Annotated in this window: 24 protein-coding genes; 17 read left to right on the plus strand and 7 right to left on the minus strand. The window is 56.7% G+C overall.

Features of this window, described 5'->3' with window-relative positions; genetic code table 11:
* Positions 1-134: 134 nt before the first annotated feature.
* The 6 genes from GIR22_RS08435 to GIR22_RS08460 form a co-directional block, all read right to left on the minus strand.
* Positions 135-290 (minus strand): hypothetical protein, encoded by a 156-nt coding sequence (locus GIR22_RS08435; protein ID WP_154742893.1) that lies wholly within the window; start codon positions 288-290, stop codon positions 135-137.
* Positions 287-601: a CopG family ribbon-helix-helix protein gene (locus GIR22_RS26660; RefSeq protein ID WP_343039644.1), complete on the minus strand. Its 315-nt coding sequence runs from the start codon at positions 599-601 to the stop codon at positions 287-289. The genes GIR22_RS08435 and GIR22_RS26660 overlap by 4 nt, the downstream gene beginning before the upstream one ends.
* A gap of 43 nt (positions 602-644) precedes the next feature.
* On the minus strand, positions 645-1241 hold the full coding sequence (locus GIR22_RS08445) for an Lcl C-terminal domain-containing protein (RefSeq protein ID WP_154742894.1): 597 nt from the start codon (positions 1239-1241) through the stop codon (positions 645-647).
* Positions 1238-1465 carry a hypothetical protein gene (locus GIR22_RS08450; RefSeq protein WP_154742895.1) on the minus strand — a complete coding sequence of 76 codons (228 nt, stop codon included), beginning with the start codon at positions 1463-1465 and terminating at the stop codon, positions 1238-1240. The genes GIR22_RS08445 and GIR22_RS08450 overlap by 4 nt, the downstream gene beginning before the upstream one ends.
* Positions 1466-1529: 64 nt before the next feature.
* A complete protein-coding gene (locus tag GIR22_RS08455) occupies positions 1530-1907 on the minus strand; it encodes a LuxR C-terminal-related transcriptional regulator (RefSeq protein WP_154742896.1) in 378 nt (125 codons plus the stop codon).
* Between the two features lie 160 nt (positions 1908-2067).
* Positions 2068-2847, minus strand: coding sequence for an XRE family transcriptional regulator (locus GIR22_RS08460; protein WP_154742897.1), 780 nt, complete (start codon positions 2845-2847; stop codon positions 2068-2070).
* An 86-nt stretch (positions 2848-2933) separates the two neighbouring features.
* On the opposite strand from GIR22_RS08460, the gene GIR22_RS08465 reads away from it, so the two are divergent.
* From GIR22_RS08465 to GIR22_RS08535, 15 genes are all read left to right on the plus strand, one after another.
* A complete protein-coding gene (locus GIR22_RS08465) occupies positions 2934-3227 on the plus strand; it encodes a transcriptional regulator (protein ID WP_154742898.1) in 294 nt (97 codons plus the stop codon).
* Positions 3228-3593: 366 nt separating this feature from the next.
* A complete protein-coding gene (locus GIR22_RS08470) occupies positions 3594-3926 on the plus strand; it encodes a hypothetical protein (RefSeq protein ID WP_154742899.1) in 333 nt (110 codons plus the stop codon).
* On the plus strand, positions 3923-4231 hold the full coding sequence (locus tag GIR22_RS08475) for a hypothetical protein (protein ID WP_154742900.1): 309 nt from the start codon (positions 3923-3925) through the stop codon (positions 4229-4231). Before GIR22_RS08470 ends, GIR22_RS08475 begins: the two co-directional genes overlap by 4 nt.
* A complete protein-coding gene (locus tag GIR22_RS08480) occupies positions 4221-4445 on the plus strand; it encodes a hypothetical protein (protein WP_154742901.1) in 225 nt (74 codons plus the stop codon). Before GIR22_RS08475 ends, GIR22_RS08480 begins: the two co-directional genes overlap by 11 nt.
* Positions 4442-5176: a Rha family transcriptional regulator gene (locus GIR22_RS08485; protein WP_246208124.1), complete on the plus strand. Its 735-nt coding sequence runs from the start codon at positions 4442-4444 to the stop codon at positions 5174-5176. Before GIR22_RS08480 ends, GIR22_RS08485 begins: the two co-directional genes overlap by 4 nt.
* Complete coding sequence (locus GIR22_RS08490) at positions 5173-5505, plus strand: hypothetical protein (RefSeq protein ID WP_154742902.1); 333 nt, start codon at positions 5173-5175, stop codon at positions 5503-5505. Before GIR22_RS08485 ends, GIR22_RS08490 begins: the two co-directional genes overlap by 4 nt.
* Positions 5502-5789 carry a hypothetical protein gene (locus GIR22_RS08495; protein ID WP_154742903.1) on the plus strand — a complete coding sequence of 96 codons (288 nt, stop codon included), beginning with the start codon at positions 5502-5504 and terminating at the stop codon, positions 5787-5789. The genes GIR22_RS08490 and GIR22_RS08495 overlap by 4 nt, the downstream gene beginning before the upstream one ends.
* Positions 5786-6013 carry a hypothetical protein gene (locus tag GIR22_RS08500; protein WP_154742904.1) on the plus strand — a complete coding sequence of 76 codons (228 nt, stop codon included), beginning with the start codon at positions 5786-5788 and terminating at the stop codon, positions 6011-6013. Before GIR22_RS08495 ends, GIR22_RS08500 begins: the two co-directional genes overlap by 4 nt.
* Positions 6010-6792, plus strand: a complete 783-nt coding sequence (locus tag GIR22_RS08505) for a helix-turn-helix domain-containing protein (protein ID WP_154742905.1) — start codon at positions 6010-6012, stop codon at positions 6790-6792. The genes GIR22_RS08500 and GIR22_RS08505 overlap by 4 nt, the downstream gene beginning before the upstream one ends.
* Positions 6789-7577 (plus strand): ATP-binding protein, encoded by a 789-nt coding sequence (locus GIR22_RS08510; protein WP_154742906.1) that lies wholly within the window; start codon positions 6789-6791, stop codon positions 7575-7577. The genes GIR22_RS08505 and GIR22_RS08510 overlap by 4 nt, the downstream gene beginning before the upstream one ends.
* Positions 7574-8956 (plus strand): replicative DNA helicase, encoded by a 1383-nt coding sequence (locus tag GIR22_RS08515; RefSeq protein ID WP_154742907.1) that lies wholly within the window; start codon positions 7574-7576, stop codon positions 8954-8956. The genes GIR22_RS08510 and GIR22_RS08515 overlap by 4 nt, the downstream gene beginning before the upstream one ends.
* Positions 8943-9533 (plus strand): hypothetical protein, encoded by a 591-nt coding sequence (locus tag GIR22_RS08520; protein WP_154742908.1) that lies wholly within the window; start codon positions 8943-8945, stop codon positions 9531-9533. Before GIR22_RS08515 ends, GIR22_RS08520 begins: the two co-directional genes overlap by 14 nt.
* On the plus strand, positions 9530-10132 hold the full coding sequence (locus tag GIR22_RS08525; protein WP_154742909.1) for a hypothetical protein: 603 nt from the start codon (positions 9530-9532) through the stop codon (positions 10130-10132). Before GIR22_RS08520 ends, GIR22_RS08525 begins: the two co-directional genes overlap by 4 nt.
* 191 nt (positions 10133-10323) lie before the next feature.
* Positions 10324-10980, plus strand: a complete 657-nt coding sequence (locus GIR22_RS08530; RefSeq protein WP_154742910.1) for a Clp protease/crotonase-like domain-containing protein — start codon at positions 10324-10326, stop codon at positions 10978-10980.
* A complete protein-coding gene (locus GIR22_RS08535; protein ID WP_154742911.1) occupies positions 10958-11131 on the plus strand; it encodes a hypothetical protein in 174 nt (57 codons plus the stop codon). The genes GIR22_RS08530 and GIR22_RS08535 overlap by 23 nt, the downstream gene beginning before the upstream one ends.
* Positions 11132-11309: 178 nt before the next feature.
* Here GIR22_RS08535 and GIR22_RS26730 read toward each other — a convergent pair whose 3' ends face one another.
* The gene (locus tag GIR22_RS26730; protein ID WP_425502932.1) at positions 11310-11498 is read right to left on the minus strand and encodes an ECs_2282 family putative zinc-binding protein; all 189 of its coding nucleotides are present in this window, start codon (positions 11496-11498) and stop codon (positions 11310-11312) included.
* A 108-nt stretch (positions 11499-11606) separates the two neighbouring features.
* On the opposite strand from GIR22_RS26730, the gene GIR22_RS08545 reads away from it, so the two are divergent.
* Both GIR22_RS08545 and GIR22_RS08550 read left to right on the plus strand, forming a co-directional pair.
* Positions 11607-11939 (plus strand): phage holin, lambda family, encoded by a 333-nt coding sequence (locus GIR22_RS08545; RefSeq protein WP_154742913.1) that lies wholly within the window; start codon positions 11607-11609, stop codon positions 11937-11939.
* Positions 11939-12253: an HNH endonuclease gene (locus GIR22_RS08550; protein ID WP_154742914.1), complete on the plus strand. Its 315-nt coding sequence runs from the start codon at positions 11939-11941 to the stop codon at positions 12251-12253. The genes GIR22_RS08545 and GIR22_RS08550 overlap by 1 nt, the downstream gene beginning before the upstream one ends.
* Positions 12254-12363 lie beyond the last annotated feature (110 nt).

The following is a 12363-nucleotide window of genomic DNA, read 5'->3' on the forward strand; positions in this document are numbered from 1 at the left end:
CGCGTCCTCTGTGTAGCCAGACTCGCTGGCAAATTTCCTGACGGTCACATAGCGCATAGCTTCACCGCTCTTCGTGTCGCGACACGTTTTCGTTAACTGCAGAATGTGTCGTCGCCATTTTCAGAAGCATGGGGTTAGCCTCGCCGGAAGTGATCAGCCAACAGCCGGCGAGCGTCGACCCCGCACGATGCCGACATGGCGTAGATCTGGCCGAAGGTGGTTTCCCGGTGCTGCAGTGCGTTGAATAGCTCAATCAAGCGCAGGCCCAAGGGACCGTTACGGCGGCTCACGGCAGCGACTCCGGGGTCTCTGCTTCGGCGTCCAAGGCACGCTGACCGTACATGCGCACACGGTCATCAATGTGCATCTGCTCTGAAACCACCGAAATTCCGGTAGTTTCACTGGCGGCTATGGCCAGGGCATCCAGCAGGATCTGTTGGCGGTTCTGACCATCCAGATACTGGCGCACAGCCTGGACGAACACGCTGTTCATGCTTCGATCAGCATTGTTTGCTGCTGCTTCGATATCGGCGCGAAGGCCGTCCGGCAGACGCACCACAAACTTGTCGGCGGTGCGCGAATCGTAATTGGTGGTGCTCATGCACATCTCCAGTGCGGCCGAAGCCGCAGAAGCAATTAATGAATTAACGAATAAGCAGGCTGCGGACGGGGCGGACACGGAGCTCGTAGTACTTGACGCTGACGTCCTGATAGCCATCACCGAAGTACATGGTGAAAGCGCTGAGGGCGGAGCGCTGCGAGCTGCTCCAGTACGCCTCTTTGGCGAAGCTGTCCGGAACGAAAGTCCAGGCATGGTTCAGCTCGGCAATGCTCGGAAGCACGAAGTCGTGATGTCCGTCAGCCGTGTAATTTCCAGCAGACTCAGCAGCGGGGAACGATCCCTCGGTATCGCGCAGAGTGCAGGTGTTCAGTACCCCATTGATCTTGCTGGTGGCGGCAGTCTCGGTGCCGTGCTCGCCCCAGGCGAAGGTGCCCACATCGGTGTCGGCGAAAATCTTGTGGTACTGCTGACCGTCTTCGTCTTGCTGGATGCCGGCGTAGATGCCGCCCTGGCCAGGCCAGATTTCGCCGATGGCTGGCGGGGTGAGCTCGTCACCGACAGGCGCTGCAGGTGTAATGTTGCTGGGCTCTAGGTAGCTGGAGCTGGACGCCAGGTGCTCAGGAAGAAAGCTGCTGATGCTGACGTGCAGGTTCTTGATTTGGATCAGTGGTGATTTCATTTCTCATGCTCCGAGTTGCCCGCTGGCTTGCGGGTGTTGAGGACGTACAAAACAATGCAGGTCGTACAGATCATCCAAACAGCTGTACCAGCAAACCCAGCAACTACCAGAGCGTCGGAAGAGCTGCCGATAAGTTCGGGGATGGCAATGAGCACCCAGGCCAACAAGCCGGCCAGGTAACACAGTGCGAACATCAGGATTTTGAATAGCGTCTTTGGTGACATTTCACTTTCTCCAGGGCGAGCAAAGGTCCGCCGCGTTGTTGGCTTTCGCAAAAATCAGGGTTGGTTAAACGGTGTGAGCAGCCTCGATGCGGCGGACGGCCACGCGGGTTTCAACGCGGCGTTCGCCTGGGCGGCGGATTCGGTTCATGTGATCGTCGGTGATGGCCGCGTGAAGTGTCAGAACTGCACAAATCAGAATCACCATATGACGTGCGATGCCGCGGCAGAACAGCTCGGCAGGGATCGCTGACCGACTTGTAACGCCGAGCTTGTAGAAAACGCGTTCGATGGATTTTTTAACGGTGCCTGGAGCGCAGCCAACAGCGCGGGCGATTTCCTTATTAGCCAGGCCGGCGCAGATGGCGAGGGCGGCACGCAGCTCTTGTTCAGCAAGTACGCCGGTTGTGCCTTGGATCTTGCCGAAATTGATAACCGTGCCCATCTCTTTTACCCGTCATATGCGCTGCTGATGGATAAAAATATAAGTAAATTTATAGAAGCTATCAAGCAGTATTTTTATTATTTTATCGCTTTACTGGTTTTATCTAATCGCCAGGCGAAAAAAAACCCGGCGAACCGGGCCTTGAGAGCTTGTACTTCAGCTAGTAAAAAGACGCGCCCCAGAATACTCGGCCCATGATGCGGATTCTGGATTCTTCCATCTCGCGCACAGAATATGTCTCGTCGGGATGCTCATAAGTGTTGTAGCTCTTCATGCGGATGCCGCCGCCAGGCAGTCGATAGAGCGCCTTTACTCTAATCTGCCCTCCGTGATCTATCACGTACATGCGGCCGTCGACCACTTGGGTTTCCCGGAGGTGAGCAACCACGGTGCCGCCATCTTGCAGGACGGGGGCCATTGAGTTGCCAGATATTGCCACCGCGACAACGTACTCGGGTAGCACGCCTTGCTTTGAAAGTATCTCGGTGTTGAGGTCTAGGTGTACTTTTACGCTGATTTCAACGACCGTCTTTGACGGATCTTGAGAGTCGTCCAGCTCGATTAAGTAGGGTATTTCCTCGGTCAGAAGGGAGTTTGAGGGGGCATACCTACTTGCACTCCTCAATTCTTCGATTCTGTCCCTCAGGGCGGCGTTAAGTGCCGCGTCATCCTCATGCTCTCCTCGCAGTATCTCTTCAAGCTCACTGCTGAAGTAGGTCGTAACGTCCTCAGGAGCCAGCATTTCGCCTTCCCCGGACACTAGCCAGGTGCTGTTCACCCCGCACGCTCGGCTTATCTGCACCAGATACGAGGAGCGGAGTGTCTTCCCGGATTCGAGTTGGCTGATGGCTGTCTGCGCGATGCCCACGGACTCTGCAAGCTGGGACTGTGTGAGCCCTGCTTTCTTGCGAGCCATTTTAATTCGGTCGGATAGATTCATCCGTTGATCCTATAAAGATACTTATGGGGTTGCAAAGAAGTTTGCTTATGTGCAGTCTATAAAAAGACTTATCAGAGGCCTACTTCATGGCTAAAAATATCAGTTCGCTAATTAGTCACTTTGGAAGCCAGTCCTTGACAGCAAAGGCCCTTGGCGTCTCTCAGGCCACGGTTTCCTATTGGTTGTCCGGCTCTCAGAAAGTCAGCCCTGAAAAGGCGCTTCTTGCCGAGTCAATCACACATGGAGCTATCAAGGCTTCCTCGCTATGTGACCTGATCGCTCAAGTCGAAGCACGCCACAAGGTAGGTGAATCATCCCCCATATTTTCATGTTCCGCACCTGGGCCTGATGGATCTGTATGCGCATCCAGTGCCTGCTAGGCAGGTACTGTGCGGATGAACAGCCTAATCAACGGACTTACTCGAACGCTCGGCCAAGACGATCCTGTGTATGTCGCTGAAGAGGCATCCCATGCGGTGACGAGTAAGTGCAATGAGTTCAGTGGATTCCAATTCCACAATTACGCAACCTTCAGCAATAGGCCCTCTCCAGGGCCTGGTCAGCGACTTCCAATGGTTGGCTTTTGCCTGCCCAATGAAAAGGAACACGGCATGAGCCAGCACCCACCTTCACAGTTTTTGTTGTCTGGCTAAATCGCAGGCAACAAAAAGGCCCGCATTCGCGAGCCTTCTTAACCAGTCCACGCCAATGGACTTTTTGAATCTTCGTCCTTAGGAGACGATTTCATGCACCCAAAAAATAGCAACAATCAGAATATAGCGCAAGACTCGATCACAACTCAAGTGGATTTCTGCAATACGCCCATAAGCAACACGGGCACCCAGATGCTCCAGGTTGTTGCGGGAATTGACTCCCGTGACGCAATTCAGCAGGCGCGCACTCTCGCTTCCGGGCTCGGCCAGATTTGTCAGCACATGCATGACAGCCTGAACTACGGTGAGATGACCTACACCGACGGCATGGCGACATTGCAGTTTGTGGCCGAAAGCGTGAGCGCCATTCTCTGGTCCGTTCAGCGCGGCCTTCCCTCTGAAATTGCAGAGAGGGAGCAAGCATGAACACTCTTACAGAGCAAATCAAAGAACTGGTTGAAGAGGCCGAATTTCAGATGCTGGCACACGCTGACATTTGCAGTTGGGTTGCAGCCGTCGCCCGCGCCATCGCCCGCGACGCTGAAAGCGGCGGCGGTCGCGATGTACCGGCACTTACTGATCTGGTGAAGTATTTCGACGATTCCGGCCGCGCCACCCTGGACGATGCGTTTGAGCAGTTCAAGAAGATCGCATCCCTTGTACCCGCGCCACAAATCTCGCAATCCGAAAACGTGGCGCGCGAAAGCGGGGTGGCTGGACATGAGTCGTAAAACCATCCTTCCAGATCGCTTGGAAAACGCGCTGCTCACGATAAACCAACTGAGCAAGATCCTCATCAGCAACGAGGCGCTGCGTGACAGTGAACCGGCGCCTCAGCTTGACCATCTGGACGTTGATGCGGTCATGCGGGCGGTTTTGCTGATCAGCGGTCAGGCACACGACGACTTCTGCGAAATCATGAACTCTGCGGAGGCTCGCCCATGACCATCGCCAAATTCCAAGGCAGCGATGCCGTCACTATGTCCTCCCGCGAAATCGCCGAGCTTACGGGGAAGCGCCACGACAACGTCATGGCTGATATCCGCAGCATGCTTTCTGAGCTGAAAATAGATGTCCTGACTTTTCAGGGGATCTATCTCGACAGCATGAATCGGCAGCAAGTCGAGTACCTGCTCGATCACGAACATACCGACTGCTTGTTGACGGGCTACAGCGCCGCTATGCGGATGGCGGTAATCAAGCGTTGGCTCGAGCTGGAGGCGCAGGCTGCCCGCCCAATGACCCAGGCCGAGATCACCGCCGCCAACGCGAACCACCTAGTGGCCGTCGAGCGACAGCAGCGTGAGCAGCAGGTGGCGCTGGAGCGGATCGAGCGCCGCGTCGAGGACTTGAGCCAGACAACCGTGTGGGGCCACTGCCCGCAGAACTGCCAGTCACTGACCCGTATCAAGGAAACCATGCTGGCGCGCCACGGCCTGTCTGGCGCTGTCGTCGACTACGTGCTGAAGGTCTGGCCAAACCAGCCAAACCCCGCCGGCATGGTCCGCAATGGCCACGAGGAAGCGCTGGGCTCCCAGTACCTGGTCTGGTCAAAGAGCCATGTCACGGCCGCATTCCACCGCTTCGTATTCGAATCCACGATGGTCACCGCCACCCAGGCGACCCACCCATATTTTGAGGGCCGGTTCCGCCTGGTCCAGAAGGTGCCTCAATGAACAACGTGCTCAACTTCCCGCAGCCTCAAGCGACCGTGCACATCAACGACGAAACCATGAGCCTTCTCACGAACGAACAGCTCGCCTATCGCATTTGGGAGCAGCTCGACAGCGCGGTCGAGATGATCGGTTGCCCGGACGATCAAGAGTCTCGCGACAACTGGCACTTCAATCAGCAGGAAGCGTTCGGGAGCGCGCTTGAGGCGCAGATATGCGCTCGGGTATTGGCTCGCCGAATCATCGGTGTAGAGCCGCGTGAAATCCAGACTGAGCAAACCCGCCGCTTGCGCGAGAAGTACGGCATTCCGAACGATGGGGGTGAAGCATGAAATCTCAACTTAAAGCCGAGCGTCAAGCTCACCACGATCAGGCTTACTTCGAGCAGTTCGACAACTTCACGTTGGTCGCGATGGGCTTCAACCTTACAGATGACGCATACGATGAGCTGTCTCACGCGCAGGATCTGCGCCTTGACGCGGAAACTGCCTGGAATCTGTCTGCGTCCATCGCCAACGCGAATATGGCTCTTCGTGTTCTGGTATTGAGGCTGGGCGCCGGCCCTGAGGAAGCTGCGCGCGCTGGCGTGCGTCCGGCTGGGGAGACGCTGCAATGACCATCCTAAGCCCTCATGCCCCCCTCCAGGAGGCTCGTACAGCGTCGGTAATCGTCGGGCCATGGCCGAGCTATGCCGCGTTCGCCGAACTGCCGGAACAGAAGCGCTGGCTGATGTACAGCGGCGCCAAGGCTCACCGCGAGATGCTGGAGCAGGCGGGCTTCGTCATGTCTGAGGCCTATGACGACTTCGTACGCCGGGTTACGCGGGAGCTGAACATATGACTACTGACTCTCCACGCAAATTCCAGGGGGTCTGGATCCCCGCCGAGCGCTGGCTTGATCGGACGCTGTCGCCAAACGAGAAGGTCATGCTGGGCGAGATATCCAGCCTGGAGACTGGTCCGCGCGGATGCTACGCAACGAATGCACACTTCGCCGAATTCTTCGATCTGTCTATCTCCAGGGTTTCGGAGATCATCAGCGGGCTGGTTGATAAGGGGCATCTGCGGGTGGAATTGATCCGCGAGGGCAAGCGAGTTGTAGAGCGCCGTCTGCGGCTTATTGACCCCTTCGGTTTTCCGAATACCCCTTCGGGAAACGCTGCGAACCCCTTCGGAAAAGACGGCGAACCCCCTTCGGAAAACACGCAGGGGAGCAATACACACAGCAACAATACAAAGAGCATTAAACCCTCTTCAGCATCGGGTGGTGAAAAAGCGATTTTGGAAGAAGGGTTTAATCAGTTCTGGAAACTCTATCCGAAGAAAAAAAGCCGCAAGGAAGCTCTCAAGGCCTGGGCAAAGTTGAAGCCAAACGAAACCCTGCGCCAGACCATGATCGAGTCACTGGGTAACCACTGCAGTTCCGATGATTGGGCCAAGGACGGTGGTCGTTACATTCCGAATGGCGCTACCTGGATTAACGGCGAGCGCTGGACTGATGAACTGACAAGCTCCGGCGGCAAGAAGTCTCGACACAACAACCTCGACCAGATCAACCATGAAGACGGCCTTGAACGGCAGGCCGACGGCACCTATCGAATTGCGAGCGTGACCCCATGACCACAAAACCCAAGTACACCCTGGAAACTCGGGCGGGCGATTGCCGTGAGCATGGCCGCTTTCCTGACAACTTGGTACAGCAGTTCGGCGCCGACCCAGTCTGGCTCGGTTGCCCGCGTTGCCACTTCGACGCTCGCCACTCGCAAGACCTTGATCAGCGCTCGAAGGCGGCGGGTATCCAGCGGGACAGGCTGCTGAACGAGTGCCTGCTCGACGCTGGCATACCGGAGCGGTTCACGGGCTGCACATTGTCCAATTGGAGCGCTGAAGCGCCTGCACAGGTCCAGGCGCTTGCCGCGTGCAGTGGATTCGTGGAGGCGTTCGAGGAAAACTTTGGTGCAGGACGATCCGCAATGCTGCTGGGCACGGTGGGCACCGGCAAAACGCACCTGGGCACCGCAATGCTGCAGGCGGTGATTCGACAGCACGCCCACGCTGGCCTTCGCGGGCTCTACGCCACCGCCGGCTCAATCATCCGCGACGTAAAGGCCACCTTCGGCAACCGCGGGCGTACCGAGGCTGACATCTACGCCGACCTGATCCGCCCCGATCTGCTGGTCATCGATGAGGTTGGCGTTCAGCACGGGACTGACTTCGAGCGCCAGGTGCTGTTCGAAGTGATCAACGGCCGGTACGAGAAGCTGTTCAAGCCGACCATCGTAGTGAGCAACCTCGGCGTGACCGAACTGCGGCAGTGCCTGGGCGATCGTGCTGTTGACCGGCTGCGGGACAAGAGCGGCATCGTCGTTGTGTTCCGTTGGGCTTCTGCGCGGGGTGCTGTATGAGCCGCGAACTGTTCAGCGAAGAGGCTGAGTTCGGCATCCTCGGGGCAATCATGCTCAAGCCAGACCTGACTGATGAAATTATCAGCAAAGTCAGCGTGGCCGACTTCCACGACTTGGAGAGCGCTGCGCTGTATCAGGTCATGATTGATTGTCATGCGGCCGGAACGCCCATCGACATTGTTACCTTGAGTGATCGCCGCCAGAGCTTACCCAGCGGCAAGCTGACGATGGTGCACGCCGGCGAGGTAGCAATGAAGGTGCCGAGCGCCGCCAACTGGAGGGCTTACGCTCGCATTGTTCGGGAGCGGGCAGTTCTGCGCCAGATTGTGAGCGCTGCCTATGTGATCAATGACACTGCCAACGAAGAGCGCCCGCTCTCCGAGATTATCGCCATGGCCCAGCAGGCGACCGCGGATCTGCGCGATCTGGACGACGACGGCCAGCAGGATTACTACAAGGCCAGCGACATTCTGACCACCGTAGTTGACACCATCGACTCGAAGTTCAACAAGACGATGCCTACCGGGCTTTCCACTGGGCTGAAAGATCTTGATGAGCTGGTGCGTGGGCTACGTCCCGGCAACATGATCGTCGTCGGCGGGCTCACTGGTTCCGGCAAGACAATCCTCGGCCTGCAAATCGCCCAGCACGTCACCTGCAAGCTCGGCGGCGCGGGTTTGGCGTTCAGCATGGAGATGACCAAGGAGGAGCTCATAACGCGCGGCCTGGCATCGCTTGGTAGCGTCAACCTGAGCAAGTTGGACAGTGGCGAGTTGGAGGATGACGACTGGCCCAAGCTGACTGGTGCGGTGAACGTCCTCAACCAAGCAAACCTGTTCGTCAACGATCAGGCAGGCATGACGATGCCCCGCATTCGCTCAATTTCCCGCCAATGCCAGCGCCGTGAAGGTCTCAACGTGTTGCTGGTCGATTACGTTCAGCTGATCAGCGCCGAGAGCAGCTCGAACCGGTCCCTGGAGGTCGGGAAGATATCCACGGCACTGAAGAACCTGGCCAAGGAACTTAAGATCCCGGTAATCGTGCTGGCCCAACTCAATCGTGGCTCGACCAACCGCCCAGACAAACGCCCGCGCCCAAGCGATATCCGCGACTCCGGTCAGATCGAGCAGGACGCCGACGTGGTGATCCTGGTGCACAAGGACATGGATAGCGAAGAGGGCCAGAACGGCGTCACCGAGCTGATCGTGGGCAAGGTCCGTCACGCCCGCGTGGGCTCGTGCATGGTCCAGCAGCAAGGCAAGTACGTCCGTTTCGTCGACTTCGAGGGCAAGCCGCCCAGCAATGAAGAGGTCGAGATGGGTCGGTCGAGCTATGCCAGCAAGTACGGCAAAGGGAGGAAGACCGATGAGAAATTTTAAGCTGCTCGATCGCTTGCTTGGGCGCAGCATCACTCCCGCCCCCTTTGTCGCAGGTGAATCACTGGGCGCTTTGCAAGCTGCGATAGAAGCCGGCAAGCCCACTGTTCTGCCATTGGGGTCAATTGTCGTTGAGGCTCCCAAATATCCCGAAGCTGAGCGCATCGCCGGGTCGATCCGGGATTGCCCAGATGACTGGGGTTGGGCGAGGAAAGGCTTCGACCTTATTCACGTACCCAGCGGGTTCAGGCTGTGGGTAGCCAATGAGGATTATGGGCTGGCCGAGGTCCACCCGAATAACGGGAAGACGAACTTCGCGAAGCCAGAACAGGCGATCATCTGGCCCTCGGTGAAGAACTGGCTTGGACACCGGAAGACTTCCTTCACTGGAAAACCCCAGAAAGCGACCATCATCAGTCGCGGTGGAACCTTCTGGTGCTTTGCTAAGGGGCTTCCTTGGGTCGGCGTGGGTAGTTCGCCGGCGGAGTCGTATCGGACTTGGCGTCACGCCGTATCGGCTCAGGCCCGCAACGACATGAACCCTAATGAATATCTGAAAGTTCGGAGTGCCACGCTATGAGTAACGTAACGGCGGCATTGCCGCGCAAGATGCTGGCGGACTTCAGCCCGGCGATCTACCGAAACGTGATGTCGGCAATCGTTCGTGTGCTGGCCGCCGACAACATCGACAACTCCACCAAGCAGAGCTGGCAAAAGCTGATCGATTCGGGTCCGCGGACTGGCGGGTTCAGGGCGCTGCTCTCTGCCCGTGATCAGTTCGATTACGACTGCTGCCTGCATGCGCTCTTGCACCGCGAGTTGAGCGCCGGCCACTGGGATATCTTGGTTGGGCGGTACTCGACCAGCAAAGGTAACCGTGTCGGAGCCATCTCCCGGACGATCCCCCGCATCATCTCGCCGGCGCCCGCCCTGTTCATTTACAAGGCAACCACGGTGTGGTTTATCCCGAAGATGAAGGGCAAGCAAGGCAAGCGATCGACCGACGTGGCGATCCTTCCAGACGAGTTCTACGACATCAACACCTGGGACGTTGAGGCTCGCCCTGACTCCACCCGCGGGCGCTGGAGGCTTGGAATCCACAAGCGCTTGGATGCGATGGAGGAGGGCGCAGTAGTTCATGTGACTGAAATTCTGGATAAGGAGCAGCTCATTGATTAAGTCACTTGACAGTGGTGAGCAAATGGGCGAAATTGCCGTCCATCATCTGATCCCTGCGCGTTAAAGGGATTGAAGAGGAAACCCGGCCATGAAAGCCGGGTTTTTTGCGAATGTAAAGATGGCGTAACGCCATTGCGGTTGCCTGGATCCATGGGTAATATCGCCACCCCAAGATTAAGGCGATACTCAGTATGGATGGCGGAGTGGTTACGGCGGTCAAGGCTGCTAATGAAGAGTTGCTTGAGCGCACGGTAATCGAACTCAAAAGCGTAGTGAGTGTCGAAACTGTTAGCCCTCTGATTGAGGCGCTAAACAATGCTGGTACTGAGGCTCTGATAGAGATTCACATTCGCCATAACGGTGGAGGTGAGGTTGATTCGCTAATTGCCCTTCTCCGAGCTATCGTGAGTACGAAGGCTCAAGTAGAGATCACTATCGGCCGATATGTAATGAGTGCTGCTGCGACATTATGGCTTTGGTTCTGGTTGTGGCCGGTACCGCACGTTAAGGCGCTTATGCCTCTGAAGCCTGCGGTCCTGATGTACCACCGACCACGTCAGACTTGTGGTGGTAATGGTGATTACTATTGCTTTGCCGAGAGCTTGAAGGATGGCGATCCTGTAAAGCAGTCACTGCAGGATAAGATCAAGATTTTTGATGAGTTGTTCGATGCTCTGCTTCAGAGGCTGGGATGGTCTAGCCTCAGCGATGCGTCGCTAGTGCTTGAAGATGTCTCCTACCAGCATCACCTACAGCATTTGAAAGAGGCATATTACGGGAATAAAGATTGTATTTTTCCCGTTTTCCCCGACCAAGGAGCTACAGATGAAGACGTTCGCGCTGAGTAACAAAGCGTTCAACAGTAACCACGATGTCAAGCCGAATCTTGATCTTTCGCTGGAACAACTGCGCCGTTTTAAGGAGGCTGATGACAGCCTGCAGGCCGCATGCGTACGTCTTGGAATTGACACCCCTAAGCTGGTAGCTCGCTCTCGCTGATCTACTAGAACTTAAAAAACCCGGCCATGTCTGAGCCGGGTTTTTTATGACCAAGATTCAGAGCCCAGCCATCGTGCTGGGCTTTTTCGTTTCTGGAGGCTGTATGGCAAAGCTCGAGATTGAAGTGAGCGTAGAAGGCGCAGAAGACCTGCTCCTCCCACTGATTGAAGCTATGCAGTCACTTGAACATTTTCCCGAGTTGCCGCTTCAGGTCTTCCGTGACCTTGTTGCCAACAGCCTTCATGACGTTTCCGTAAGTTTCGACGGCGCCGCACTTGCCGCAGGTGATCTTCGAGGAGTTTGTCGGCCTGGCCGGAATCTCGAACTGGTCACTGCCGCACTTCTTGCACTTAACGCTTACCTTCATCACTGATGCTCCATGGTTCGTTCGGTGTGGAAACAGAACGATAGCACGGAGCCACTATCCGCCACTGAGCGGGTTTTATTCATAACTCCCTGACGGGGAGGAACCGAGATGTCCAACATGCCCGATAAGCCAGACACCTGGGTTTTTTTACTCGCGTGGCTGAGTCAGCACGCCCCGGCCTTTTACGCCGCAGGCTTTGCGATATCGATCTCTGCACTGCGGATCATCTACGGTGGCGGCACACGCAAGGCAGCGTTCTTTGAAAGTCTGCTGTGTGGCTGCATCACGTTGTCGATGCTGTCCGGCCTTGAGCTGCTCGGCATCCCGCAGTCAGCGGCTAGCCTTATCGGCGGCATGGTGGGATTGCTGGGCGTGGATAAGGTCCGCGCCTTTGCTGATAGGGTCACTGGCTTCAAGTTGCCTGGCCGGAATGCTGACTGATGGCCAGCACCTCGCCCTGGCATCACCTCTACAAGACCAAGCGCTGGTACCGACTGCGATGGCATCAGCTACAGGCTGAGCCTACCTGCCGTCTGTGTCGTGCGCTGGGAACGGTCGAGGCTGCCGATACCGTCGACCACATCAGGCCACACAAGGGCGACGAGGAACTGTTCTTTGATGCCTTGAACCTGCAAAGCCTTTGCAAGCCATGCCATGACGGAGCCAAGCAGAGGCAGGAGAGGACAGGGATATTGCCAGGGCATGACGTGTCAGGCATCCCGGTCGACCCGAATCATCACTGGAACCGCGATTGATCGAATCTATGGTCGATTCGACTTGTAGCACGCCTGTGGCCCAGGGGGGAGGGTGAATTATGAGGTTTTCCGCCTCATAGGACCGCCCTCGACTCCTTCCTTCATTCCTA

This window comes from Pseudomonas karstica (genome assembly GCF_009707515.1).
Classification (GTDB): Bacteria; Pseudomonadota; Gammaproteobacteria; order Pseudomonadales; family Pseudomonadaceae; genus Aquipseudomonas; species Aquipseudomonas karstica.

What these genes read in the sequence shown, in the direction of transcription:
- GIR22_RS26660 (WP_343039644.1), bottom strand. Translation starts at nt 601, where the DNA reads ATGAGCACCACCAATTACGATTCGCGCACCGCCGACAAGTTTGTGGTG.
- GIR22_RS08445 (WP_154742894.1), bottom strand. Translation starts at nt 1,241, where the DNA reads ATGAAATCACCACTGATCCAAATCAAGAACCTGCACGTCAGCATCAGC.
- GIR22_RS08450 (WP_154742895.1), bottom strand. Translation starts at nt 1,465, where the DNA reads ATGTCACCAAAGACGCTATTCAAAATCCTGATGTTCGCACTGTGTTAC.
- GIR22_RS08455 (WP_154742896.1), bottom strand. Translation starts at nt 1,907, where the DNA reads ATGGGCACGGTTATCAATTTCGGCAAGATCCAAGGCACAACCGGCGTA.
- GIR22_RS08460 (WP_154742897.1), bottom strand. Translation starts at nt 2,847, where the DNA reads ATGAATCTATCCGACCGAATTAAAATGGCTCGCAAGAAAGCAGGGCTC.
- GIR22_RS08465 (WP_154742898.1), top strand. Translation starts at nt 2,934, where the DNA reads ATGGCTAAAAATATCAGTTCGCTAATTAGTCACTTTGGAAGCCAGTCC.
- GIR22_RS08470 (WP_154742899.1), top strand. Translation starts at nt 3,594, where the DNA reads ATGCACCCAAAAAATAGCAACAATCAGAATATAGCGCAAGACTCGATC.
- GIR22_RS08475 (WP_154742900.1), top strand. Translation starts at nt 3,923, where the DNA reads ATGAACACTCTTACAGAGCAAATCAAAGAACTGGTTGAAGAGGCCGAA.
- GIR22_RS08480 (WP_154742901.1), top strand. Translation starts at nt 4,221, where the DNA reads ATGAGTCGTAAAACCATCCTTCCAGATCGCTTGGAAAACGCGCTGCTC.
- GIR22_RS08485 (WP_246208124.1), top strand. Translation starts at nt 4,442, where the DNA reads ATGACCATCGCCAAATTCCAAGGCAGCGATGCCGTCACTATGTCCTCC.
- GIR22_RS08490 (WP_154742902.1), top strand. Translation starts at nt 5,173, where the DNA reads ATGAACAACGTGCTCAACTTCCCGCAGCCTCAAGCGACCGTGCACATC.
- GIR22_RS08495 (WP_154742903.1), top strand. Translation starts at nt 5,502, where the DNA reads ATGAAATCTCAACTTAAAGCCGAGCGTCAAGCTCACCACGATCAGGCT.
- GIR22_RS08500 (WP_154742904.1), top strand. Translation starts at nt 5,786, where the DNA reads ATGACCATCCTAAGCCCTCATGCCCCCCTCCAGGAGGCTCGTACAGCG.
- GIR22_RS08505 (WP_154742905.1), top strand. Translation starts at nt 6,010, where the DNA reads ATGACTACTGACTCTCCACGCAAATTCCAGGGGGTCTGGATCCCCGCC.
- GIR22_RS08510 (WP_154742906.1), top strand. Translation starts at nt 6,789, where the DNA reads ATGACCACAAAACCCAAGTACACCCTGGAAACTCGGGCGGGCGATTGC.
- GIR22_RS08515 (WP_154742907.1), top strand. Translation starts at nt 7,574, where the DNA reads ATGAGCCGCGAACTGTTCAGCGAAGAGGCTGAGTTCGGCATCCTCGGG.
- GIR22_RS08520 (WP_154742908.1), top strand. Translation starts at nt 8,943, where the DNA reads ATGAGAAATTTTAAGCTGCTCGATCGCTTGCTTGGGCGCAGCATCACT.
- GIR22_RS08525 (WP_154742909.1), top strand. Translation starts at nt 9,530, where the DNA reads ATGAGTAACGTAACGGCGGCATTGCCGCGCAAGATGCTGGCGGACTTC.
- GIR22_RS08530 (WP_154742910.1), top strand. Translation starts at nt 10,324, where the DNA reads ATGGATGGCGGAGTGGTTACGGCGGTCAAGGCTGCTAATGAAGAGTTG.
- GIR22_RS08535 (WP_154742911.1), top strand. Translation starts at nt 10,958, where the DNA reads ATGAAGACGTTCGCGCTGAGTAACAAAGCGTTCAACAGTAACCACGAT.
- GIR22_RS26730 (WP_425502932.1), bottom strand. Translation starts at nt 11,498, where the DNA reads ATGAAGGTAAGCGTTAAGTGCAAGAAGTGCGGCAGTGACCAGTTCGAG.
- GIR22_RS08545 (WP_154742913.1), top strand. Translation starts at nt 11,607, where the DNA reads ATGTCCAACATGCCCGATAAGCCAGACACCTGGGTTTTTTTACTCGCG.
- GIR22_RS08550 (WP_154742914.1), top strand. Translation starts at nt 11,939, where the DNA reads ATGGCCAGCACCTCGCCCTGGCATCACCTCTACAAGACCAAGCGCTGG.